We start from the raw sequence: 22,391 nt of genomic DNA, 5'->3' as shown, positions 1-22,391 counted from the left end.
TGAAGTGCGTCGTCGAGTTCGACGTCCACCCCTTCAGCGTGTACTCGTGCGTCGTGGAGTTGTCGACGCGGGTCAGGGTCTGCTGCAGACCGGCCGGGCTGATGAACGCACCCTGCGCCCCCGACGGCCGGAACTGCCACGCCGTACCGACAGCGTCCGTGTAGATGACGCCCTGTGCGTTAGCGGTGAGATCCCCCGCGCCGGCGAGGGCGTACTGCCACCGGTTCGCGTCCATCGTGTTTGCATCCCCGACGGTGGTGCTGCGCGAGTTGTACGCGGCGCCGATCGTGGTGTTCTGCGTCACACCCGGCAGGCTCATCGCTGTCGTGGTGACCAGCAGGTTCCCGGTCCCGACATCGACCGAGGCGTTGGTCTGGTCCGTGATCGGGAACGGCAGCGTCGTCGCCGACGTCCGCTCACCGGTGCGGTTCGTGTTGCCAGGGCCACCAGGGAGCGAGTTGTACGCACCCTGCAGGTCGACGAGGTAGTCCATCGCCCCCTTGCCCATGTTCTTGATGCGGATCTTCCCGTTCGCACCCACCGGCGCGACCACGGTGTTCGTCATCTTCGACGTCCGGTCGGAGCTGATCGCGGACGACTCCGGCTCAGCCGCACCATCGGCCCACATCTTCGCGTACGAGTCAGCACCACTGTCGTTCACCGCGGTGAACGTCACCGCGGCAGCCGACAAGCCGCCCTCGACCGTCGGAGCTCCCTGGACACCGCCGACCTGCACCGTGAACGATGCACCCGAAGCGATGCTCCCACCGTTGCGGGTGTCGATGAGTCGACCGTTCAGCGGGGTGAAGCCGCCACCCGGGTTCGACTTCAGGAAGTAGCCCTGGATGTCGACGACGAGGTCGATCTTCCCGCCACCCTCAGCGGTGTCGATGCTGAACTTCCCATCGGCGTTCAACGCGACCTGCGCGTTCATCGCGGTCGACTGGCCCTCGACTGAGTTGTAGTTCAGGACACCCGTGCTGCGAGTCTCACCGGTCGGGGTGGGACGGACGTAACCGGCCTTGGCCTCGCGGTTGATCACGATGATGTTCACCGCGACCGCCGCCGCACCCGCCGGAATGCCGTTCGAGCCCGTTGCCTGGATGGTGCGCTGCGAACCTGCTGGGATCTGCCCCTGCGCGGCACCGATGCCGCCACGGGAATCGAGGACACGGGACGGTGACATCGCGACGAACCCACCGGCAGACACGCCGTTCTTGGTCGACGTGTAGTAGCCGGTGATGTCGATGACGACCTTCGACTGCGCCGTCTCGGTCCGCACCTGGATCGTGCCGTCATCCGCGACCGCGAGCAGTCCCGTGTTCGACGTGTTCCCGCCGACACCAGAGTTGTAGATCATCATCAGCGTCGTCGTGTCGTCATCGTCGGCGCGCATCTGCAACTGCCCAGACCCCGACGGGTCAGCAATCGTGACCATCATCGTCACCGCGCCGATACCCGACGACGGCAGTCCGGCTACTCCGGCGACCTTCACCGTGCGGAACACGCCCTTCTCGGTCGCACCGCCCAGCACGCGGGCGTTGGAGGGCATCGGCACGTACTGCCCGCCCGTACCGGTCACCACAGCCTGCGCCGGTGCCGGCTGCGACACCACCACCAGCAACGAACCCAGCAGCGCGACCAACGTCACCACCGCCAGCAGAACTCCACGAACACGACCAGACAACGACGCAGCGAACACGCGAAAAGAACCCCTCAGCACGTCGCACCAGCGCACAGCCCCCATGGCTGCACTGTGCAACTCCGCAGAACGTTACGGAGCATCGCTCACCACCGCACCCCCACATGTGGGGGTCGAAACGACGAGCGTCGCACCGATAAGGCCGGAACCTTCCCGTGTCTACGTAGACGAAGGGACCACTCAGTACAGCGCCGCGATCCCCCGCAGATCCCCGAGCCCGAGCGTCCGCTGCGCCGTGTCGCACACGGTCGACGACGGCTTCATCACGAGCCCCGACTTCTGCGCTGTGTGCCCGAGCCCGTACGAGTGCCCCCACTCGTGCGTCGCGATGCCGCGCAGGTCGAACCGGTTGCCCGAGCAGGTGCTGGTCGATCCCCACCGGTGGCTCGTCGAGTACCGCTGGTCGGTCTCGAATGCGTCCCCGCCCGTGAAGGACCAGATGCACGTCAGCGCCAGGGTCTTCGACGGCAGCTTGCCCCACCCGACGACGCTCGTCCGGTTCGAGGTCCCGCAGCCACCATCGGCGGTGACCGCAGCCTGCTGCTTCGCGGTGCCGAGGTACTCCTGTGCCGCCGTCGACTGGACTTTCTCACCGCACGCCGTGATCGTGCCGGTCCATGCCTCGGCACCGCGCTGGATCGCTGCGACCTTCGACACCTTCGCCCCGGTCGGGTTGTACCGCCACCGGATCGGCGACTCCCAGTGCGCGCCGGTCAGCACGTACGCCTTGCTCCCGCAGCTCGCGGACGTCGTGGCGCCGCCGTTCGAGGCAGTCCCGCGGATCGTCGCCCCGAGTGTTCGCCGTTGCTTCGCTGCGCGTTCCTGCCGGACGGCGGTGGGCGATCCGGCCCACACCTCGTCGACCTGCACGGCGACGCCCGCGGCACCACGGTTCGCGATCACAACGTCGCCGGGGTCGGTGTCCCCTTCGGCGACCGGGGCAGCGGTGAGCGTGACGCCGGCTGCGGGTATCGCGAAGGTCCGGCCGTCCTCGAGCGCGACCACGCCGGAGGTGACGCGACACCCGGACGCCAGGTCGTGGATCGAGATGCTGCTCCTCTGGCAGCTTGGCGCTCCCGCGATTCCCGGTGCGGCGACGACCGCCGTCAGGGCGAGCCCGAGTACGACCGCGGCTGCGGCCTTCGACGACGTGCGCACTACGCCCTCCTTGATCACACCGCACCCGAACCACGGTGGCGGACGGCTGCATCAGTGTCCGGGGGCGCGGGAGGGCCGACAAGCCCCCAGAACGGCCGCGGTGCGCAGAGCGGACCGGGTAGCGTGCCGCCATGCACTGGGGCGACACCGGACTCGACGACCACCAGATCGCGTTCGTGCTCCGCACGCTCCCCGACGCGGTCTTCGTGGCGGACGACTCGTGGGGCCTCCTCGACACGAGGGTCCTGCGCGTCGTCGACGGCGACGACAGCTACACCGTGAAGGCGTCCGGCCGGGACAACACCCACTTCCCCCGGGAACTCGAGGCGCACCGGACCGTGACCGACGCCCTGCGCGCTGCCGGGGACGCCGGTGCCCTCGTGGCCGCGGACGAACAGCACCGGGTCCTCATCCTCGAGCGCGTCCCTGGTCACCTCGCGCTCGGCACCGTGGACGAGCACGCCCCCGACGTCCACCGGCAGGCTGGCGCGGTCCTCCGGCGTCTGCACGACCACGGCACCCGGCACGACCCGACGTTCCTGCTGCACGAACAGGCGAAGGCCCTCCGCGCGCTCGATGCCCCGCACCGGATCTCGGCAGACGTCGTCGCCCGGATCCGCGCGGCGCTCGAGATGCTCCCCACCGGCCACCCGGACGAGCCCCTGGTCCCGACCCACGGCGACTTCCACCCGCGCAACTGGATCGTCGACGACGAAGACGACTGCCACGGACGGCTCCGCGTCATCGACTTCGGCCGCTTCGGCTGGCGCCCGGCATCGTTCGACCTCACCCGCCTCGCGGTGCTGCACTGGCAGGACGATCCGGCCCTCGAAGCGGCGTTCTTCGACGGCTACGGCGACGATCCGCGCGAGTCGGACGCCTGGCGCTGGCTGCAACTCCGCGAGGCCGTCGGCACCGCGACCTGGGCCTACGCCGTCGGCGACGAGGGCTTCGAGGCGCAGGGCCACGACATGCTCCGGGGTGCCCTCGCCGCCTTCTGACGGTCAGGAACGAGCCCAGCTCACGGCACCCGCACGAACCGCGGCGCCCCGCGATCCCGCAGCCGGAACCCGAGGTGCTGGTACAACCCGATCGCCCCGGTGTTCCCGGCGGCCGCGTGCATGAGCGGGGTCTCGCCTCGCTCCCGGATCCCGTGCGCGACGGCGAGCACCAACCGGCGCCCGAACCCCTGCCCCCGGTACGCCTCGTCCGTGCACACCGCGCTGATCTCGGTCCACCCCGGCGGGTGCAACCGCTCCCCCGCCATGGCGACGAGCCGCCCGTCCCGCCGGATGCCCAGGTACGTGCCGAGCTCGATCGTGCGCGGCAGGAACGGCCCGGGTTTCGTCCGCTCCACCAGGGCGGTCATCTCCGGCACGTCGTCGGGCGTCAGCACGACGGCTTCGTCGTCCGGCGCACCCTCGATCGCCTCACCGGTGAGCTGCACGCCGCCGGCACCCTCGACGAGCTCCCACCCCTCGGGCAGGACGGCAGCCGCACCGACGCCCAGCATCCCGCCCGACCCGAGCAGCGCCCGGACGTCCTCCCAGTCCTGCGCGGTGGGTCGCTCGGGGATCCCCGTCCACACCGACACGTCGGTCTGGTAGCGGACGACGTCGCCGCGCCGCTCGGCGAACCGTGCGTGGTGGCTGTTCAGCGCGGCCATCGCGGGTGCGTCGAGCATCCGCGTCGGGGTGCCGTCGTCGGCGATCGTCAGGTCGAGGGTCCGGAGCGCTTCGCCGCGGGCATCACCACCACGGAACCCGAGGTCCTCGATCCGCCGACGATCGCCGTCCGCCCACCCGGCGGTGTCCGCGACGACCCCGGAGGCGTACTGGTTCGTGGCACGGTGGACGACCTGCTCGACCTCCGCTGCCGAGGTCACGAGGACCTCTCCGGGTCGGATCAGGTCAGTCGTCGTCATCCCACCATTCTCCGACGCGGCGAGCGCCGCCGACGCATCGTTGCACCCGGTGACGCCGTGCTGCGGCTCGCACGGTGCGAGGGGCTCACGGCGCGTGCGAGCCGCCTCACCCCAAGCGCGCCGCCACGAACTCCACCATCCGCCGCACCAGCAACGCCCGCGACGACGCCCGTCGGTACTCGTGCCCTTCACCCGCGAGCTCGAGGTACTCGACGTCGTGCGCCCGCTCCCGCAGCGCCGCGACCACCTGGTGCGCCTCGCCGATGGGGACGTTCGTGTCGAGCTCACCGTGCACGACGAGCAACGGCGCCGTGACGTCGGCGATGGCACGCATCGGCGACAGGGCCGCGAGCAGCGCTTCGTCGTCGACGGGGTGCCCGTACTTCGTCGCAGCCGCCGAGGCGATCCACGGTTCGGTGTCCCGGTAGAACGTGGTGAAGTCGCTCATCCCGCACACGGCGACACCTGCCGCGAACACGTCCGGGGTGAACGCCAGGGATGCGAGGGTCGCGTACCCGCCGTAGGAGCGGCCCTCGACGGCCACCCGGGAGCGGTCGGCGTACCCGTTCGACACCAGGAACCGTGCGCAGTCGACGACGTCGGCGAGCGCGTTCCAGCGCAGGGCCAGGTCGTCGGCGTGCACGAACTCGTGTCCGTACCCGGACGATCCGCGGATGTTCGGGGCGAGGACGGTCAAGCCCGCTGCGGCGAGCGCCTGGTGCTGCGGCGAGAACGTGGGTCGTTCCTGCGACTCCGGTCCGCCGTGCAGGTGGACGAGCGCTGCGCGCGGGCCGGGAGGCACGGCAGCAGCAGCACGAGCGCCGACGGCCGATGACGTGGCCGGCTCCACCGCCCGGTACAGCCAGCCGGTCAGCTCCAGTCCGTCACGCGCGGCGAACCGCTCGAGCGTCGGCTCGACCAGCTGCACGTCCGGCAGCGCGGGGACGTCGGTCACCCGGCTCCAGGTGAGCGCGTTCGTGTCGAGCCGCCAGAGTTCTCGCGGTCGGGTCGGTCCCTCGACGGCGAGCAGCACGCTCCGGCCGTCACGGCTGAGCACCGGGTCGGTGACGACGTACCCGGGCAGGTCGGGCACCGGGGTGCGCGAGGCGTCGTGGGTGTTGATGAGGTCGAGTTCGCTGCGCCCGTCGACGTTCCAGACGAGCAGCAGCGTGCGGCCGGCGTCGTCGGCGTCGAGGTACTCGAGTTCGGCGTCGGCGCGCTCGATGATGCGTCGGGGTGTGCCACGCCAGCCGTGTGGTCCGACCGGCTGCGCGACGAGTCCGCGGCGGGGCAGTCCGGCCTCGGTGGCGACGTAGGCGACGAGGGGGCTGGTCTCGCTCGCGGGCGAGGGCCGCAGGAACGCGATCTCCGCGGACCCGTCGGGGTCGTCGGCGAACAGGGCGTGGCTCTCGTCGGTCAGCCGGTCGACGACGACCACGAACTCCTGGCCGCGCTGCCCGTCACTGAGCACGACGAGGCGTTCCTCCACCGACAGGTCGAGGATGTGGATGAGTTCGCCGACGGCCAGGTCGTCGCGGTCGCCGGACACCGGGTCGACCAGGTACGAGCGGGCCGGCTGGTCGGCCTCGGTCGAGGGCAGCGTGATGACGACCCGGTGCCCGCTGCGGCTCCACGGGCCGAGTTCGGCGTGCTGGTACCGCGAACCGGCGATCTGCGCGGCGTCGGTGCCGTCCGGCCGGACCACCCAGACCTGCTGCTTCACGCCGCCGTCGGTCGCGATCGCCACGGCGAGCCACTCCCCGTCGGACGACCACGACACCCGGATCACGGGGTCGTCGGACAGCGCGATCCGGACCGGTTCGGGCAGTTCGCCGTCGACGACGACGTCCTGCACGAACACCTCGGGGGTGCCGTGCCGGTCGGACACGAACGCCACGCGCCGGGCGTTCCGGGTCATGGTGGGGCCCCACGACCCCCAGGCGGCGGCGAGCCGCTCACCCAGGTCGGCCGCGGCCCTGGTGATGACCGAGGGACGGACGTCGACCGACGACGCGACGCTCGCCGAGCCTCCAGTCCGGATCGAACCCACGTTCACCGCACCCCCTGCTGCTGCAGCCACATCTCGATCAGGCCGAGCTGCCAGAGCGCGTTGGCGCCGATCTCGGTCCGCGTGCTGTTCGGGTCCTGGAGCATCCGCTCGACCGTACCCGGGTCGAACAGGCCGCGCTCACGTGCTTCCGGCGCGTGCAGTGCCGCGCGCACCCGCTCCAGGTACGGGCCCTCGAGCTGCCGGATCGCGGGCACCGGGAACGACCCCTTGCTGCGGTCGATGACGCTGTCGGGGACGATGCCGCGCGACGCCCGCTTCATCACGCCCTTGCCGCCGTCCGACAGCTTGAGCGCGGGCGGGATCGCGCCGGCCAGCTCGACGAACTCGTGGTCCAGGAACGGCACGCGGGCCTCGAGGCCCCACGCCATCGTCATGTTGTCGACGCGCTTGACCGGGTCGTCGACGAGCATCGTCATCGTGTCGCTGCGGAGCGCAGCATCCACGCTCGTCTCCGCGCCCGGAACCGCGAACGCAGCGTCCACGAACGCCGACGGGGTGTCGTCGTCGCTCTTCCAGCGCTCCCCGAGCAGCCCCTGCAGCGCCGGCCACCTGCGGTCCATGAACACGGAACGGTAGGCCTCCGCCGCCTGGTCGCGGGGGACGTCGGCCAGCGGCGGGTACCAGTCGTAGCCGGCGAGCACCTCGTCGGCACCCTGGCCGGACTGCACGACCTTGACGTGCTGCGAGACCTCCTGCGACAGCAGGTAGAACGCGACGCAGTCGTGGCTGACCATCGGCTCGCTCATGGCGGCGACCGCACCGTCGATGCCGTCGAGCAGGCGCGTCGACGGGATGTGGATGCGGTGGTGGTCGGTGCCGAAGTGCTTCGCGACCTGGTCCGAGTACTCGAACTCGTCGCCGGACTCACCGCCAGCGGCCTCGAAGCCGATGCTGAACGTGGCGAGGTCCTGCTGCCCGGCCTCGGCGAGCAGTCCGACGACCAAGGACGAGTCGATGCCGCCGGACAGCAGCACGCCGACGGGGACGTCGGCCACCATGCGGCGCTCGACCGCGGTGCGGAGCGACCCGATGAACGCCTGCTCCCAGTCCTGGTCGGTCCAGTCGGCCCTGGCGGGGTCGCGTTCGAACCGCGGCTCCCAGTAGACGGTGTCGCGGGACGTACCGTCGCGCTCGATCACCCGGACGGTGGCGGGCGGGAGCTTGCCGACGCCGGACAGGATCGTGCGGGGTGCCGGCACGATCGAGTGGAAGCTCATGTAGGACGCGAAGGCGACGGGGTCGATGGACGTGTCGATGCCGCCACCGGCCAGCACCGCAGGCAGGGAGCTTGCGAACCGCAGCCCGCCTGGTACCTGTGCCACGTACAACGGCTTGATGCCGAGCCGGTCCCGCGCGAGGACGAGTCGGCCGCTGGCGTGCTCCCAGATCGCGATGGCGAACATGCCGATCAGGTGCTCGACGAAGGCCGTGCCCCACTCGGCGTAGGCGACGGCGATGACCTCGGTGTCCGACGTCGAGAAGAACTCGTGCCCCCTGCCGCGCAGCTCGTCACGCAGCTGCGCGTAGTTGTAGACCATGCCGTTGTAGGCGATCGTCAGTCCGGCCCGGGGCAGCACCATCGGCTGCGCACCGGCGGTGGACAGGTCGACGATCGACAGCCGTCGGTGCCCGAGCGCGACCGGTCCGCGTGCCCACAGCCCGTCACCGTCGGGGCCGCGGTGCACCATGCACCCGGTCATCCGCGCCACTGCTCCGACGTCCGGGGCCGTGCCGTCGAACCGGATCTCACCCGCGAGTCCACACATCAGCGTTCCCCTGTCGTCCCGATGATCCACGTGTCCTTGGCGCCGCCGCCGCGCGACGAGTTCACGACCATGCTGCCCTCGGGTGCGACCCGGGTCAGGGCGACGTCGGCGAGGTGCGCGTCGTCCACTCCGGTGCCGGTCAGGTAGACGAACGCGCGCAGGTCGACGTGCCGTGGGTCGAGGCCCGCCGGTCCGATGGTCGGGTGCGACGACAGCTGCACCACTTCCTGCCCGACCCAACCGGCCGGGTCGGCAGCGATCTCGCGTCGTCGTTCGGCGACCTCCGGGGCGCTCGCGCTCGGCCCGATCAGGACCCCGCGACCGCCTTCGCCGTCGACCGGCTTCGTCACGAGTTCGCCGACCCGGTCGAGCACGGACAGCCGTTCGCCCTCGATGCTCGTGCGGTACGTCGGCACCGACTCGAGCAGCGGCTTCTCGTCCAGGTAGTACCAGATCAGGTCCGGCACGTTGACGTACATCGCCTTGTCGTCGACCAGGGCGTTGCCCGGGGCGTTCGCCAGGTGGACGTGTCCGGCCTCGGCGACGTCGAGGACGCGGGCGCCCAGCTCCGGCGCGTGGTCCGCGGTCAGGGCCCGCACGTCGCGGTCGATCCGCAGGTACAGCCCGTCGAGCACGTCGCCGGTCGTCGCGTCGACCACGCGTCCGTCACGGACGTCCAAGTCAGACCCGGCCAGGAGGCGCAGCCCGGCTCCGTCGGCCAGCCTGCGGTGCTCGAACCACGCGCCGGCGGCGGGGCCGTCGCTGACGAGTGCGAGCACCGGGTCCGGGTTGCCGGTCACCGCGGTCGCGTTGGTGCGCAGGGTCTCGCGCAGCCGGTCGGTCACGCCGTGCGGGTCCCGCAACAGCGCCGGACGGGGCGCGTCGGGCACGACGGCGTCCATGAGCTCGCGGAGGGCGATGCCGTACGCCACCCCGGAGGGCGAGCGCACGTTGTCCTCGAGCACCCGCCAGCCGCCGAACTCGTTCCGCACCAGGTCGAAGCCGAGCACGGGTGCCCGCACCGCGTGACCGGGCAGGCGCGAGGCGTCGGGGTCCCAGCCGTTCGCACCGACGAACTGGTGCTCGTCCATGACCCCGTCGGCCACGATCCGCCGCTCGCCGTACACGTCGCGCAGGAACAGCTCGATCGCCCGTGCGCGCTGCCCGAGGCCACGCTCCAGCTGCGACCACTCGTACGCGCTGATCGTCCGCGGCACCAGGTCGCACCCGAACGCCTGCACGCCGCCGTCCACGACGAAGCCGACCTCGTGCTCGCGGGCCCAGGCGTCGCGTGCGGCGCAGTGCTCGTTCGTCGTGTCGGCGTCCCAGGCGGTGAAGTACGTCGCCAGGTCGCGGAACGCCGGACGGGGGCGGGCGCCGGGGCCGACCGCTTCGTCGCCGGCGCGCACGCGGTACCCGGGGACCGCGACCGCCGGGTCCTCGTCACGTCCGGACGGCGTGCCGGCGGTGTCCTCGACCACCAGGGCGACGACGTCGTCGAGCTCCCCGCGCTCGGCGTACGCGGTGCGCTGTCGATCGGTGGAGTTGCCGCGGGCCAGGGTGTCCTCGAGCAGGTCCGTGACGGTGCCCCAGTCGCCGAGCTCCTCGAGTTCCGGACGCAGGCGGGACACCAGTTGCCGGACGGCGACCTCGGCGGGCAGGCGGTCCGGGTGCTGCCCGAGGCCGAGCAGTTCGCCGCTCAGCCCCGTGCGCGCCGCCTGCCACATCGCTGCACGGTGCAGGGGTTCGCTGCGGGGGTGCCACTCGGCGCCGGACTCGACGGCGATCTCGGCCTTCCGCACCGCTGCCCGGAACAACCCGGCGATGAGCACCGCGTCGTCGACGATCGGGGTGGCGTCGCAGACCCGGAGTTCGAGTGTCGGAGCGTGCGACGACGGCCGCACGTCGAAGTACGCCATCTTCTTGTCGGCGATCACCCCCGACGCGATCAGGTCGTCGAGCACCTTGTCGTACTCCGCCGCGTTCGACACCCGCCCGAAGCTGCCGGCCGACGGCCACCGCTGCCAGATGATGCTGCGGAACGACGAGTACCCGGTGTCCTGCCCGTTCCAGAACGGACTGGACGCGCTCAGGGCCAGCAGCACCGGCAGCACCGGCGCGACCCGTTGGGCGATCTGCACCGCCAGGTCGCGATCGCTCACCCCGACGTGCACCTGCAGGCCGCAGATGAGCTGCTCGTCGACGAGCATCCGGTACTGCTCCTGCATCCGGCCGTAGCGCCCGCCGCTGGTCAGTTCGAAGTCGGCGTACTCGGACCGCGGCGCGGTGCCCACCGACGCGATGGTGACCCCGGCCGGTGCGATCGCGGCGCTGAGCTCCCGGCGCAGGTCGACGATCACCCGCCGCAGGTCGTCGAGGGTGCGCACCACGGGGGTGTTCGTCTCGATGGTCGTGCGCTGCAGTTCCGCGCCGAAGCGGTCGGCGGGCAGCTTGGGCAGAAGGCGCGGGGCCTTCGCGGAAAGTCGGCCGGACTCGAGGTCGATGAGGTGCAGCTCTTCCTCGGCGCCGAGCGTCAGCTCTGCACTCATGGCTGGAACCTACGCGCGGCCGCTGTGGCGTGCGCCGCGGCACACCGCCCGACTCGCGTCCGTAACACGCCCGTCAATCGAGCGTCACGAGCGCTGCGCCTCCCGGCCGCACCGTGCGCCCGTCGCCGCCCCGTGCGAGGTTGCACGCTCCGTGCCCGGTTACAAGCGCGCACCACGCGCGCAACCTCGCACCAGCTCACGCACCTCGCACCGTGCGACCCGCGCGGATCGCGCACCGGTCCGCGAAAGCCGCACCGTGCTGTGGACGCACCGCACGTGCGGACGGGAGGCACGGCGCCAGCCCGCCACGCGCCTCCCGCCCGCACCGTGCGCACCTCGCCACCCCGTGCGAGGTTCCACGCACCGTGCCCGGTAACGAGCGCGCACCACGCGCGCAACCCCGCACCAGCCCGCGAAAGCCGCACCGTGCTGTGGACGCACACCACCCGCCGGACGGGAGGCACGGCGCCAGCCCGCCACGCGCCTCCCGCCCGCACCGTGCACGCTTCGTCACCCCGTGCGAGGTTGCACACTCCGTGCGCCGCTACAAGCACGCACCATGCGCACAACCTCGCACCAGCCCGCGCACCCCGCACCGTGCTGTGGACGCACCGCACGCAGTCGGGAAGCACGACGCCCGCCCGCCACGCGCCTCCCGTCCGCACCGTGCACGCTTCGTCACCCCGTGCGAGGTTCCGTGCTCGGTGCGAGGCGCGCGGGCTCGCACGGAGTACGGAACCTCGCACCAGGCCACGCACCTCGCACCGTGCGTGCGGCGCCTACCCGCGCGTCCGGGCCAGGCGCCGGTTCAGCGCACCGTTCAGCAGCGCCACGAGCAGCCCCACCGCGAACACGAGCGTCCCGAAGCACAGCACCTGCGGCGGCATCCCGGCCTTCGCGGCGCCGTAGACGAACAAGGGGAACGTCACCGCGGGCCCGGCGACGAACGAGGTGATGACGTAGTCGTCGATCGACATCGCGAGCGCGAGCAGCCCGGCCGCGAGCATGCCCGGCGCGAGCAACGGCAGCGTCACGAGCCGGAAGGCCTGGAGCGGCGTCGCCCCGAGGTCGCTCGCGGCCTCTTCGAGCACCCGCGACGTGCCGGAGATCCGGGCGCGGAGCACCACCACGACGTACGCGACGTCGAAGGCCACGTGGGTGATGAGCACGGTCAGGAACCCGGTGCCGAGCCCCACGGACAGGAAGAACGACAGCGACGCCGAGCCGACCACGATGGACGGCGCCGCGATGTCCGCGAACACCACGGCGTTCACAGCACCGCGGCCGGGGAACCGGTACCGCTCGAGCGCCAGGGCCAGCGGCAGCCCGATCGCGACCGAGATGATCGCGGCCAGGAACGCGACGACGACCGAGGTGACGAACGCGGCTCCGAGCCCGGACACGTTGACCAGGTTCGCGTACCAGTACGTCGTGAAACCGTTCCACGCGAACGACAGCCGGTTCGTCGGGGCGTCGTTGAACGAGTACACGATCATGTAGACGATCGGGACGAGCGTGATCGCGATGGTGACCCAGTAGACGATCGCGAGCCAGGGCCCGCGACGGTTCACGCCGTGGCGGTGGACGACGGGCGACGAGGCGGTCGCGGTGGACGGACGAGTCGGTGCGACGGCGGTCATACGAGGTCCTCGAGGTCGTCGGTGCCGGAGACGCGGGCGTAGATGAACAGGATGATGCCGAGCACGACCATGAGCACGGTCGACAGTGCCGCGGCGACGTTGTACTGCTGGTTGCCGGAGTAGGCGTCCTGGATCGCCTGGCCGATCGTGTACGTGTTCGTGCCGCCGAGCAGCGCCGAGTTCACCGGGTCGCCGACGCTGTCGATGAACACGAGCAGGACGCCGGCGAAGATGCCCGAGCGGGACAGCGGCAGCGTGGTGTGCCAGAACGCCCGGAACTTGCCGGCGTACAGGTCGTTGGCGGCCTCGCCGAGTCGCGGGTCGATGCGTTCGAGCGCGGCGTAGATCGGCAGCACCATGAACGCCAGGTCGTTGTAGGCGTCGCCGAAGATCACCGCGCCGCCGGTACCGAGGATGTGGAAGTCCTTGCCGGCCAGGCCGATCGCCTGCAGGAAGGTGACGACCGGACCCTGCGACGCGAGCACGAACGCCCACATGTCGGTGCGGATGATGAACGACACCAGGAAGCTCACGAACACGAGCATGAGCAGCGGGTTCTTCCACCGCGGCGAGACCCGGAACGCGATGAAGTACGCCACCGGGTAGCCGACGATGATGGTCACGACCGTGGCGGCGGCGCCGTACCAGAGGGACCGGAGCAGGAACGTCAGGTAGGGCACCTGCGGGTCGATGAACAGGGAGCCGTAGATCCCCCAGTTCCACGTGAAGGTGTACCCGTCGTCGGGGTTGCCCGACATGAGCGAGACGATGAGCCCCGACACGAGCGGGATGACGAAGAACACGCAGAGGTACGCGGTCCCGACCAGCGCGAGCAGGAAGGGCGTGCTGCGACGGCGTCCCCGACGGACCGGCGCCGGACCAGCACCCGGTGTCGGTGCGGCCCCCGGGCCGGCGACCCCGACGGCGGTCACGACTGCACCACCGCGTTGAAGATGCCGTTCCACTCCGAGTACTCGTCGTAGTTCTCGAACACCCGGAACTCGTGCGACCGGTCCAGCACGTCGGAGTCCGGGAACACCAGCGGGCTGTCCGCCACCGTCGCGTCGTCGAGCTCGTCACGGACGTAGGCCTCGGCGCTGGGGACCGGGCAGACGTAGTTGACCCAGTCCTCGACGATGCCCGCGATCTTCGGCGTGTAGTAGAAGTCCATCCACTCGAGGGCGGCCACCGGGTTCGCTGCCTGCCGGGGGATCATGAGGTTGTCGTGCCACATCATCTGGCCCTCCTCCGGCGTGACGAACTTCAGGTCCTCGAACCCGGACTGCTGCGCCTGGAAGACGTCGCCGGACCACGCCTGGGTGATCCAGGTGTCGCCGTTCTCGAGCTTGTTGATGTAGCTCTGGTCGTAGAAGCCGGTCACGCTCGGGCGCAGTTTCCGCAACCACGCCTGCGCTTTCCGCCAGTCCGCCGGGGTGGACGTCTCCGGGGCGATGCCGTTCGCGAGCAGCCCGAGGGAACCGAGCTCGGTGTTGTCGCTCATCAGCCCGACGCGGCCCGCGAACGCCGGGTCGAGCAGGTCCTGGAACGACGTGATCTCGCGGTCGATGTACTTCGGGTTGTAGGCGATCCCGGTGAAGCCGGTCTGCCAGACGACGGAGTGCTTGTTGCCGGGGTCGTACGTCGGGTCCTTCACCGAGTCACCCGCGTTCGCCGCGAAGTTCGGCAGCCGCGAGTGGTCGAGCTCGCACACGAAGCCGTTCTTGATCATCTGGGTCAGCTCGAACCCGTTGGTCATCACGACCAGGTCGTAGCCGGTGGCACCCTGCGCCCGCAGGATCGGCGAGACGGTTGCGTAGAACGTCGCGTTGTCCTGGATCACCGCCTGGTAGTCGACGCTGATGCCGGTGGCCTTCTGGAACAGCGCGAGCGACTCGGACTTGCCGTGGTCGGAGTCGATGTAGAGCGGCCAGTTCGCGAAGTTCAGCTGCTTCGTCGCCTTGGCGTCCTGCCAGAACGCGGTCCAGTCGACGGCGTTCTCGGCGCCGGAGGCGGCTGAGCCCTTGATGCTGCACCCGGTGAGCAGCGCCGCGAGCGCGGCGGCTCCTCCGCCGGCCAGCAGGCCGCGTCGGCTGACGCGCGCGGACGTCAGTCCGCGCAGCAGGTCCGGGCCGGGTCCCCCGCCGGTCACGCGAGCGATCCTGCCGTGGCGGGTGCGGACTGGAGGCCCGTGGCGGCGTGGGTGGTGACGGTCTGGTCGGACGCGGGGTGCGCCTCCAGGCCGAAACCGTGGTCGACGCCCCACGTGAGCCAGACCTCGGTGCCGGTCGCGATCCGCGGTCCGCCCTTCGAGTTCTGCGCGAAGACGGAGACGCGGCCGGCACCGGGGACGTCCACCAGGTACTGGGTGCTGACCCCGGAGAACGAGACGTCGACCACGCGGCCGGGGCCGAGGATGTTGCGGCCGGCTTCGGGGGTGGGCTCCGAGGTGCGGATCTTGAGCTTCTCGGGGCGGACCCCCACGACGACGCTGCCCGTGGTCCGGACGGCGCGGTCGGCCGGGACGGCGATGGTGCCCGCCGGGGTCGCGACCACGAGCAGCGGGCCGTCCGTGCCGCGGACCTCGCCCTCGAGCAGGTTCGACTGGCCGAGGAAGTTCGCGACGAACGCGGTCCGGGGCAGCTCGTACAGGTCCTGGGGGCTGCCCATCTGCTCGATCCGGCCGCCGTTCATGACGGCGACCGTGTCGGCCATCGTCATCGCTTCTTCCTGGTCGTGGGTGACGTGCAGGAAGGTGAGCCCGACCTCGGCCTGGATCGTCTTGAGTTCGAGCTGCATCTGGTGCCGGAGCTTCAGGTCCAGCGCACCGAGGGGCTCGTCGAGCAGGAGGAGTGCCGGCCGGTTCACGATCGCGCGGGCCAGGGCGACGCGCTGCTGCATGCCGCCGGACAGGGAAGCGGGGCGCTTGTCGGCCGAGGCGTCGAGCTCGACCAGGTGCAGGGCCTCGCGCGCCTTCGTCATCGGGTCCGGGATCCGTCGCCGCTTCAGGCCGAACGCGACGTTGTCGAGCACGCTCATGTGCGGGAACAGCGCGTAGTTCTGGAACACCGTGTTGACGGGCCGCTGGTAGGGCTTCGTGTCGGTGACGTCCTCGCCGCCGATCGTGATGGTGCCGCTCGTGGGCTCCTCGAGCCCGGCGACCAGTCGCAGCGTCGTGGTCTTGCCGCAGCCAGAAGGGCCGAGCAGGGCGAAGAACGAGCCGGCCGGCACCGTCAGGTCCAGCGCGTCGACCGCGGTGTGCCCGGGGAACGACTTGGTGATCTGCTCGAGTCGGAGATCGGCTCCGGATTCGGCGAACGTGCCGGTCATTGCCATGGTGCCTCCTGCTGCTTCGGAAGGATCGGGGTCAGCCGATGTAGGACATGACGTGCTTGATGCGGGTGTAGTCGTCGAACCCGTACTGGGACAGGTCCTTGCCGTAGCCGGAGTGCTTGAAGCCGCCGTGCGGCATCTCGGCGACGATCGGGATGTGGGTGTTGATCCACACGCACCCGAAGTCCAGGTCACGGGCGAAGCGCATCGCCCGCGAGTGGTCGGTCGTCCACACCGAGCTCGCGAGCCCGTACTCGACGTCGTTCGCGGCGCGCAGTGCGTCGTCCTCGGTCGTGAAGCGCTGCACGGTCTGCACCGGGCCGAAGACCTCCTGCTGCACGATGCGGTCGGTCTGGCGCAGGCCGGACACGATCGTGGCCTGGTGGAAGTAGCCGACGTCGCCCTGCCGCCCGCCGCCGAGCTCGATCGTGGCGTGGTCGGGCAGGGTGTCGACGAAGGACCGGACCTGGGCGAGCTGGTTCGCGTTGTTGACCGGACCGAAGTACGGGGTGGCGGTGTCGGCGCCGGTGGTCGCGGTCGCACGTGCCGAGGCGGCGAGCGCCGCGACGAACTCGTCGTGGATGCCGTCCTGCACGAGCACCCGGGTGGCGGCGGTGCAGTCCTGCCCGGCGTTGAAGAACCCCGCGGCGACGATGCCGGCGACGGCGGACGGGATGTCGGCGTCGTCGAACACGATCACCGGGGCCTTGCCGCCGAGCTCGAGGTGGGTGCGCTTCAGGTCCCCGGCGGCGGCGCGGGCGACCTCCGTGCCGGCGCGGACGGACCCGGTGATGGACACGAGCTGTGGAGTGGGGTGGTCGATCATCGCGGCGCCGGTGGTGCGGTCGCCGACGACGACGTTGAGCACGCCGGGCGGCAGGAACTCGGCGGCGACCTCGGCGAGCAGCAGGGTGGAGAGCGGGGTGGTGTCGCTCGGCTTGAGCACGGTGGTGTTCCCCGCGGCGAGCGCCGGGGCGAACTTCCACACCGCCATGTTGAGCGGGTAGTTCCACGGGGTGACCTGGGCGACGACGCCGATGGGCTCGCGCCGGACGAACGAGGTGTGGTCGGCCATGTACTCGCCGGCGCTGCGGCCCTCGAGGTTGCGGGCGGCTCCGGCGAAGAAGCGGATCTGGTCGACGGACAGCAGGATCTCGTCCTCGACCAGGGTGGCCCGGGGCTTGCCGGTGTCGAGGGACTCGAGGTCGGCGAACTCCGATGCCCGCTGCTCCATGGCGTCCGCGATCCGGAACAGCGCGAGCTGCCGTTCGCCGGGGGTCGTGCGCCGCCAGGTCGCGAAGGCGGTGCTCGCGCTCGTGAACGCGGCGTCGACGTCGGCGGCCGTGGACACGGGGGACGTGCCGTAGACCTGCTCGGTGGTGGGGTCGACCAGGTCGAACCGGGTGTCCGCGCCCGACTCGACGAACGACCCACCGACGAAGTTGCGCACCTCGTGCGTCGTGGTCACCGTTTCCGTCGTGTCCAGCATGGCGGTGATCCTGACACGGATTCCGGCGGTTCGGAAGACGGATTCGGAGGTTGTGGAGAACCGTAACAACGGAAATCGTCGCGAAACACGGTGTTCACAACGGAATCCCTTGCGCGCTCCGAGCCTCGCTGCCATGCTGTCCGGCATGGCGGCAGCACCACGACGTCCGGGACCGATCGACGACACCTCGAAGCGGATCATCGAACAACTCCAGGCGGACGGCCGCCGTCCGTACGGCGAGATCGGCAAGGCCGTCGGTCTCAGCGAGGCGGCGGTCCGGCAGCGCGTCCAGAAGCTCACCGAGACCGGCGTCATGCAGATCGTCGCGGTCACCGACCCGATGCAGCTCGGCTTCCACCGGCAGGCGATGATCGGCATCCGGGTCAGCGGTGACACCCGAACCGTCGCCGATGCCCTCGAACAGCTGCCGGCGGTCGACTACCTCGTCATGACCGCCGGCAGCTTCGACCTGATGGTCGAGGTCGTCTGCGAGGACGACGACGACCTGATCGAACTGCTCAACGGCACGATCCGGGCCATCCCGGGCGTCGCCGGCACCGAGACCTTCGTCTACCTGCAACTCCGCAAACAGCTCTACGACTGGGGAACGCGATGACCATCTCAGACCAGACGACCGGACAGCCCACGCGGCTCCACTCCTACGACCCGTTCGCCCCGGTCGACGACGCCGACCTGCAGCGGAAGTCCCGGGACCACCTGTGGATGCACTTCGCCCGGCACGGTGCGAACCAGGCCGGTGCCGACGTGCCGATCATGGTGCGCGGCGAGGGCCACCACGTCTACGACAGCCACGGCAAGGGCTACATCGACGGGCTCTCCGGCCTGTTCGTCGTCGCCGCCGGCCACGGCAGGAAGCGCCTGGCCGAGATGGCCGCGAAGCAGGCGGAGACGCTGAGCTTCTTCCCGATCTGGTCCTACGCGCACCCGGCGGCCATCGAGCTCGCCGACCGCCTGGCCGAGCACGCCCCCGGCGACCTCAACAAGGTCTTCTACTCGACGGGCGGCGGCGAGGCGGTGGAGACCGCCTTCAAGCTCGCGAAGTACTACTGGAAACTCCAGGGCAAGCCGATGAAGCACAAGGTGATCTCGCGCGCGGTGGCCTACCACGGCACCCCGCAGGGCGCCCTGGCGATCACCGGCATCCCGGCGATGAAGGAGATGTTCGAGCCCCTGACGCCCGGTGGCTTCCGGGTGCCGAACACGAACTACTACCGCGCCGAGGAGATGGGCTTCCCGGGTGGCACCGAGGAGCAGTTCGGCTTCTGGGCGGCCGAGCGCATCCGCGAGATGATCGAGTTCGAGGGCCCCGACACCGTCGCGGCGGTCTTCCTCGAGCCGGTGCAGAACTCCGGCGGCTGCTTCACCCCGCCGCCCGGGTACTTCCAGCGGGTGCGCGAGATCTGTGACGAGTACGACGTGCTGCTCGTCTCGGACGAGGTCATCTGCGCCTTCGGCCGGATCGGCACCATGTTCGCCTGCGACACCTACGACTTCGTGCCGGACATGATCACGTGCGCGAAGGCGATGACCTCGGGCTACTCCCCCATCGGCGCGACGATCATCAGCGACAAGCTCTTCGAGCCGTTCTCCAAGGGCGACACGACCTTCTACCACGGGTACACGTTCGGCGGGCACCCGGTGTCGGCCGCCGTCGCGATGGAGAACCTCGACATCTTCGAGGAAGAGGGCCTGCTCGCGAACGTGCGGCAGAACGCCCCGCTGTTCAAGGCCGAGCTCGACACGCTGAAGGACCTGCCGATCGTCGGGGACGTCCGCGGTGACGGCTACTTCTACGGCATCGAGCTCGTCAAGGACAAGGCCACCAAGACGACCTTCGACGACGACGAGTCCGAGCGGCTGCTGCGCGGGTTCCTGTCGAAGGCGCTGTTCGACGCCGGCCTGTACTGCCGGGCCGACGACCGTGGCGACCCGGTCGTGCAGCTTGCCCCGCCGCTGACCATCGGGCAGCCGGAGTTCCGCGAGATCACCTCGATCCTGCGGAGCGTCCTGTCCGAGGCCTCGTCGAAGATCTGACCGTGAGCGGCTACCGGGGCGTCTCGTTCTGGCTCGACCAGCTCGCGTCCACCGGACGCGACGACCTGGCGCCCCGGCCGCCGCTCGACGGCGACACGACCGCGGACGTCGCGATCGTCGGCGGTGGGCTGACGGGTCTCTGGACCGCCTGGTACCTGCACCAGGCCGACCCGGGCCTCCAGATCGTCGTCCTGGAACGCGAGATCGCCGGGTTCGGCGCCTCCGGTCGCAACGGCGGCTGGTGCTCGGCGCTGTTCCCGCGATCCGCCGAGTCCGTCGCGCGCGAGCACGGCCGCGACGCCGCACTCGCGCTGCGCGCAGCGATGCGCGACACCGTCGACGAGGTCGGACGCGCAGCGGCCGAGGCCGGGGTCGACTGCGACTACGTGAAGGGCGGCACCGTCCTCTACGCGCGCTCCGCCGTGCAGGAACGCGCGGCGCACGACGAGGTCGCTTCGTCGGCCGAGTGGGGCGACGCCATGACCTGGCGTCCGGCTCGGCCCGGCGACGCCGCCGGATCGGCGGGGGTCGCGTGGACCCCGGACTGCGCGCGCGTGCAGCCCGCAGCACTGGTGCGTGGCCTGGCGGCCGCCCTGGAGGCCCGGGGCATCCGGATCGCGGAGCACACGCCCGCCTCGTCGTGGGACCACGGGCGTGTGGTCACGTCGCGGGGGACCGTCACGGCCGGCGCGGTCGTCATCGCGGTCGAGGGGTACGGCGCACAGCTCGAACAGACGAAGCGGCGGATCCTGCCGCTCTACTCGCTCATGATCGCGACGGCGCCGCTGCCCGCGGCGGTGTGGGACCGCATCGGCCTGGAGCACGGGCAGACGTTCTCCGACTACCGGCACCTGCTCGTGTACGGGCAGCGCACGGCGGACGACCGACTGGCGTTCGGCGGACGCGGAGCCCGCTACCACTGGGGGTCCGCGATCACCCCCGGCTACGACCGAGTGCCACGCGTCTTCGAGCACCTGCGGAAGTCCCTGGTGGAGTTGTTCCCCGCCGTCACCGACGCCCCGGTCACCCACACGTGGGGCGGCCCGCTCGGGGTGCCGCGCGACTGGTGCGCGTCCGTCACCTGGGACGGGCACGTCGGCACCGCCGGCGGCTACGTCGGTGACGGACTCTCCACGACGAACCTGGCCGGGCGGACGCTCGCCGACCTCGTGCGCGGGGTCGCGTCGCCGCTCACCGCGCTGCCGTGGGTGAACCACCGCTCGCCCGACTGGGAGCCCGAGCCGCTCCGGTTCCTCGGGGCGAACGCCGGGCTCGTGGCGACCGACCTGGCCGACCGCGAAGAAGCCCTGACCGGACGGCCGAGCCTGGCGGCGCGGCTGATGGCACCCCTGACAGGAGGCCACTGATGGCTGCACTCGATGCCGACGTCGTCGTCGTGGGAGCCGGGGTCGCCGGGCTCGCCGCTGCCCGGGCGCTCGCACTCGACGGCCAGCGGGTCGTCGTGCTCGAGGCCCGCGACCGGATCGGCGGCCGCACCTGGACCGACACCGCGCTCGGCGTGCCCGTCGACCTCGGCGCCTCGTGGATCCACGGCGTCGACGGCAACCCGCTCTGGGCCCTGGCGCCCCGGTTCGGCATCGAGACCGTCGAGTTCACCGTCGGGAGCTTCCAGTTCGACGGCCGGCCGATCGCGTGGCACGGCCCCTCCGGCGCGCCGCTGTCCGAGGCTTCGGCCTCGGCGTTCGTCGCGGACCTGCACACCGTCGACGCCGCCCTGGACACCGTCGTCGCACACGCTCCACCGCCCTCGACGTACGCGGCCGCCGTCGACACGGTGCTGCGGTCCCTGCAGTGGCAGGGCGACCGGGCCGCGCGGGTCCGCGAGTACATGGCGCACCGCTCCGAGGACCTCTGCGGCGCACCCGTGACCGTCCTCGACGCCCGCGGCCTCGAAGAGGAACACGTCCCCGGCGACGAGGTGGTGTTCCCCGGCGGCTACGCGCAGTACGCAACCGCCCTGGCCGAGGGGCTCGACGTCCGGCTGTCCGCGGTCGTGCGGTCGGTGACGCAGTCCGCGACGGGTGTCGTGGTCGGACTCGCCGACGGTTCGTCGGTGACGGCGAACGACGTCGTCGTGACCGTCCCGCTCGGGGTGCTGCAGGCCGGCGACGTGACGTTCGACCCGCCGCTCGCCGAGACGGTCACCGGTGCGATGCGCCGGCTCGGGATGGGCGTCTACGACAAGGTGTTCCTGCGGTTCCCGGAGCGGTTCTGGGGCGAGTCGTGGGTGATCCGCCAGCAGGGGTCGGCCGGTGTCGATTGGCACTCCTGGTACGACATGTCCCGCGTGACCGGAGTGCCCGTGCTGGCCGCCCTGGTCGGTGGGACCGGGGCCCGGCGCCTCGAGACCCTGCCGGACGCGATGATCGTGGAAGAGGGCATCGGCGGCCTGCGGCGGATGTTCGGCCCGTCGGTCCCCGAACCCGAGGCGTTCCGGATCACCCGGTGGGCCGACGACCCGTTCGCACGCGGCTCGTACTCGTACCTGCACGTCGGGGCATCACCGGACGACCACGACCTGCTCGGGGCGCCGTCCGGCCGGGTGCAGCTGGCCGGCGAGGCCACGTGGGGCGACGACCCGGCGACCGTGCACGGCGCGCTGCTGTCCGGACTGCGGGCGGCCGGGCGGTTGCTCGGCTCCGAGGTCGAGCCGCTCGTGCTCGCGACGCCCGTCGGCGGCTGATCC

Annotated in this window: 16 protein-coding genes; 5 read left to right on the top strand and 11 right to left on the bottom strand. The window is 71.0% G+C overall.

Annotated elements, in window-relative coordinates:
• Together GVL05_RS09220 and GVL05_RS09215 are read right to left on the bottom strand one after the other, a co-directional pair.
• On the bottom strand, window positions 1–1,651 hold a 1,651-nt coding region (locus tag GVL05_RS09220; protein WP_159572969.1), incomplete at its 3' end, for a hypothetical protein.
• A 231-nt stretch (window positions 1,652–1,882) separates the two neighbouring features.
• Window positions 1,883–2,860: a matrixin family metalloprotease gene (locus tag GVL05_RS09215; protein WP_159572968.1), complete on the bottom strand. Its 978-nt coding sequence runs from the start codon at window positions 2,858–2,860 to the stop codon at window positions 1,883–1,885.
• 131 nt (window positions 2,861–2,991) lie between these two features.
• On the opposite strand from GVL05_RS09215, the gene GVL05_RS09210 reads away from it, so the two are divergent.
• Window positions 2,992–3,861, top strand: coding sequence for a phosphotransferase enzyme family protein (locus GVL05_RS09210; RefSeq protein ID WP_159572967.1), 870 nt, complete (start codon window positions 2,992–2,994; stop codon window positions 3,859–3,861).
• Between the two features lie 20 nt (window positions 3,862–3,881).
• On the opposite strand, the gene GVL05_RS09205 is transcribed toward GVL05_RS09210, so the two are convergent.
• The 9 genes from GVL05_RS09205 to GVL05_RS09165 all read right to left on the bottom strand — a co-directional run bounded on the left by GVL05_RS09205 (window position 3,882) and on the right by GVL05_RS09165 (window position 17,629).
• Window positions 3,882–4,784 (bottom strand): GNAT family N-acetyltransferase, encoded by a 903-nt coding sequence (locus GVL05_RS09205; protein WP_200849190.1) that lies wholly within the window; start codon window positions 4,782–4,784, stop codon window positions 3,882–3,884.
• Window positions 4,785–4,890: 106 nt separating this feature from the next.
• On the bottom strand, window positions 4,891–6,840 hold the full coding sequence (locus GVL05_RS09200; protein ID WP_159572966.1) for a prolyl oligopeptidase family serine peptidase: 1,950 nt from the start codon (window positions 6,838–6,840) through the stop codon (window positions 4,891–4,893).
• Window positions 6,837–8,621, bottom strand: coding sequence for an N-acetylglutaminylglutamine amidotransferase (locus GVL05_RS09195; RefSeq protein ID WP_159572965.1), 1,785 nt, complete (start codon window positions 8,619–8,621; stop codon window positions 6,837–6,839). Before GVL05_RS09195 ends, GVL05_RS09200 begins: the two co-directional genes overlap by 4 nt.
• The gene (locus GVL05_RS09190) at window positions 8,621–11,170 is read right to left on the bottom strand and encodes a carboxylate--amine ligase/circularly permuted type 2 ATP-grasp protein (protein WP_159572964.1); all 2,550 of its coding nucleotides are present in this window, start codon (window positions 11,168–11,170) and stop codon (window positions 8,621–8,623) included. The genes GVL05_RS09195 and GVL05_RS09190 overlap by 1 nt, the downstream gene beginning before the upstream one ends.
• A gap of 779 nt (window positions 11,171–11,949) precedes the next feature.
• Window positions 11,950–12,810 (bottom strand): ABC transporter permease, encoded by an 861-nt coding sequence (locus tag GVL05_RS09185; protein WP_131845036.1) that lies wholly within the window; start codon window positions 12,808–12,810, stop codon window positions 11,950–11,952.
• Window positions 12,807–13,742 (bottom strand): ABC transporter permease, encoded by a 936-nt coding sequence (locus GVL05_RS09180; protein ID WP_123339295.1) that lies wholly within the window; start codon window positions 13,740–13,742, stop codon window positions 12,807–12,809. Before GVL05_RS09180 ends, GVL05_RS09185 begins: the two co-directional genes overlap by 4 nt.
• Window positions 13,739–14,959 (bottom strand): PotD/PotF family extracellular solute-binding protein, encoded by a 1,221-nt coding sequence (locus GVL05_RS09175; RefSeq protein ID WP_200849189.1) that lies wholly within the window; start codon window positions 14,957–14,959, stop codon window positions 13,739–13,741. The genes GVL05_RS09180 and GVL05_RS09175 overlap by 4 nt, the downstream gene beginning before the upstream one ends.
• The gene (locus tag GVL05_RS09170; RefSeq protein ID WP_131845037.1) at window positions 14,956–16,143 is read right to left on the bottom strand and encodes an ABC transporter ATP-binding protein; all 1,188 of its coding nucleotides are present in this window, start codon (window positions 16,141–16,143) and stop codon (window positions 14,956–14,958) included. The genes GVL05_RS09175 and GVL05_RS09170 overlap by 4 nt, the downstream gene beginning before the upstream one ends.
• A 31-nt stretch (window positions 16,144–16,174) precedes the next feature.
• Window positions 16,175–17,629: an aminobutyraldehyde dehydrogenase gene (locus tag GVL05_RS09165; RefSeq protein ID WP_131845038.1), complete on the bottom strand. Its 1,455-nt coding sequence runs from the start codon at window positions 17,627–17,629 to the stop codon at window positions 16,175–16,177.
• Window positions 17,630–17,774: 145 nt separating this feature from the next.
• Here GVL05_RS09165 and GVL05_RS09160 point away from each other — a divergent pair, with 145 nt between their 5' ends.
• From GVL05_RS09160 to GVL05_RS09145, 4 genes are read left to right on the top strand one after another with little or no spacing between them, the layout of a single operon-like run.
• The gene (locus GVL05_RS09160) at window positions 17,775–18,245 is read left to right on the top strand and encodes an Lrp/AsnC family transcriptional regulator (RefSeq protein ID WP_027466949.1); all 471 of its coding nucleotides are present in this window, start codon (window positions 17,775–17,777) and stop codon (window positions 18,243–18,245) included.
• On the top strand, window positions 18,242–19,684 hold the full coding sequence (locus GVL05_RS09155; RefSeq protein WP_159572963.1) for an aspartate aminotransferase family protein: 1,443 nt from the start codon (window positions 18,242–18,244) through the stop codon (window positions 19,682–19,684). Before GVL05_RS09160 ends, GVL05_RS09155 begins: the two co-directional genes overlap by 4 nt.
• Window positions 19,685–19,686: 2 nt before the next feature.
• Window positions 19,687–21,051, top strand: coding sequence for an FAD-binding oxidoreductase (locus GVL05_RS09150; protein WP_159572962.1), 1,365 nt, complete (start codon window positions 19,687–19,689; stop codon window positions 21,049–21,051).
• Entirely contained in the window at window positions 21,051–22,388 is a 1,338-nt protein-coding gene (locus GVL05_RS09145; RefSeq protein ID WP_159572961.1) for an NAD(P)/FAD-dependent oxidoreductase, read from the top strand. Before GVL05_RS09150 ends, GVL05_RS09145 begins: the two co-directional genes overlap by 1 nt.
• Window positions 22,389–22,391: the final 3 nt, after the last annotated feature.

Origin of the sequence: Curtobacterium sp. 18060 (assembly GCF_902706105.1) — a bacterium.
Classification (GTDB): Bacteria; Actinomycetota; Actinomycetes; order Actinomycetales; family Microbacteriaceae; genus Curtobacterium.
Note: the sequence above shows the minus strand (reverse complement) of the source record. Positions and strands in the feature narration are given on the sequence as shown.

What these genes read in the sequence shown, in the direction of transcription:
- GVL05_RS09210 (WP_159572967.1), top strand. Translation starts at nt 2,992, where the DNA reads ATGCACTGGGGCGACACCGGACTCGACGACCACCAGATCGCGTTCGTG.
- GVL05_RS09205 (WP_200849190.1), bottom strand. Translation starts at nt 4,784, where the DNA reads ATGACGACGACTGACCTGATCCGACCCGGAGAGGTCCTCGTGACCTCG.
- GVL05_RS09195 (WP_159572965.1), bottom strand. Translation starts at nt 8,621, where the DNA reads ATGTGTGGACTCGCGGGTGAGATCCGGTTCGACGGCACGGCCCCGGAC.
- GVL05_RS09190 (WP_159572964.1), bottom strand. Translation starts at nt 11,170, where the DNA reads ATGAGTGCAGAGCTGACGCTCGGCGCCGAGGAAGAGCTGCACCTCATC.
- GVL05_RS09185 (WP_131845036.1), bottom strand. Translation starts at nt 12,810, where the DNA reads ATGACCGCCGTCGCACCGACTCGTCCGTCCACCGCGACCGCCTCGTCG.
- GVL05_RS09170 (WP_131845037.1), bottom strand. Translation starts at nt 16,143, where the DNA reads ATGGCAATGACCGGCACGTTCGCCGAATCCGGAGCCGATCTCCGACTC.
- GVL05_RS09165 (WP_131845038.1), bottom strand. Translation starts at nt 17,629, where the DNA reads ATGCTGGACACGACGGAAACGGTGACCACGACGCACGAGGTGCGCAAC.
- GVL05_RS09160 (WP_027466949.1), top strand. Translation starts at nt 17,775, where the DNA reads ATGGCGGCAGCACCACGACGTCCGGGACCGATCGACGACACCTCGAAG.
- GVL05_RS09155 (WP_159572963.1), top strand. Translation starts at nt 18,242, where the DNA reads ATGACCATCTCAGACCAGACGACCGGACAGCCCACGCGGCTCCACTCC.
- GVL05_RS09145 (WP_159572961.1), top strand. Translation starts at nt 21,051, where the DNA reads ATGGCTGCACTCGATGCCGACGTCGTCGTCGTGGGAGCCGGGGTCGCC.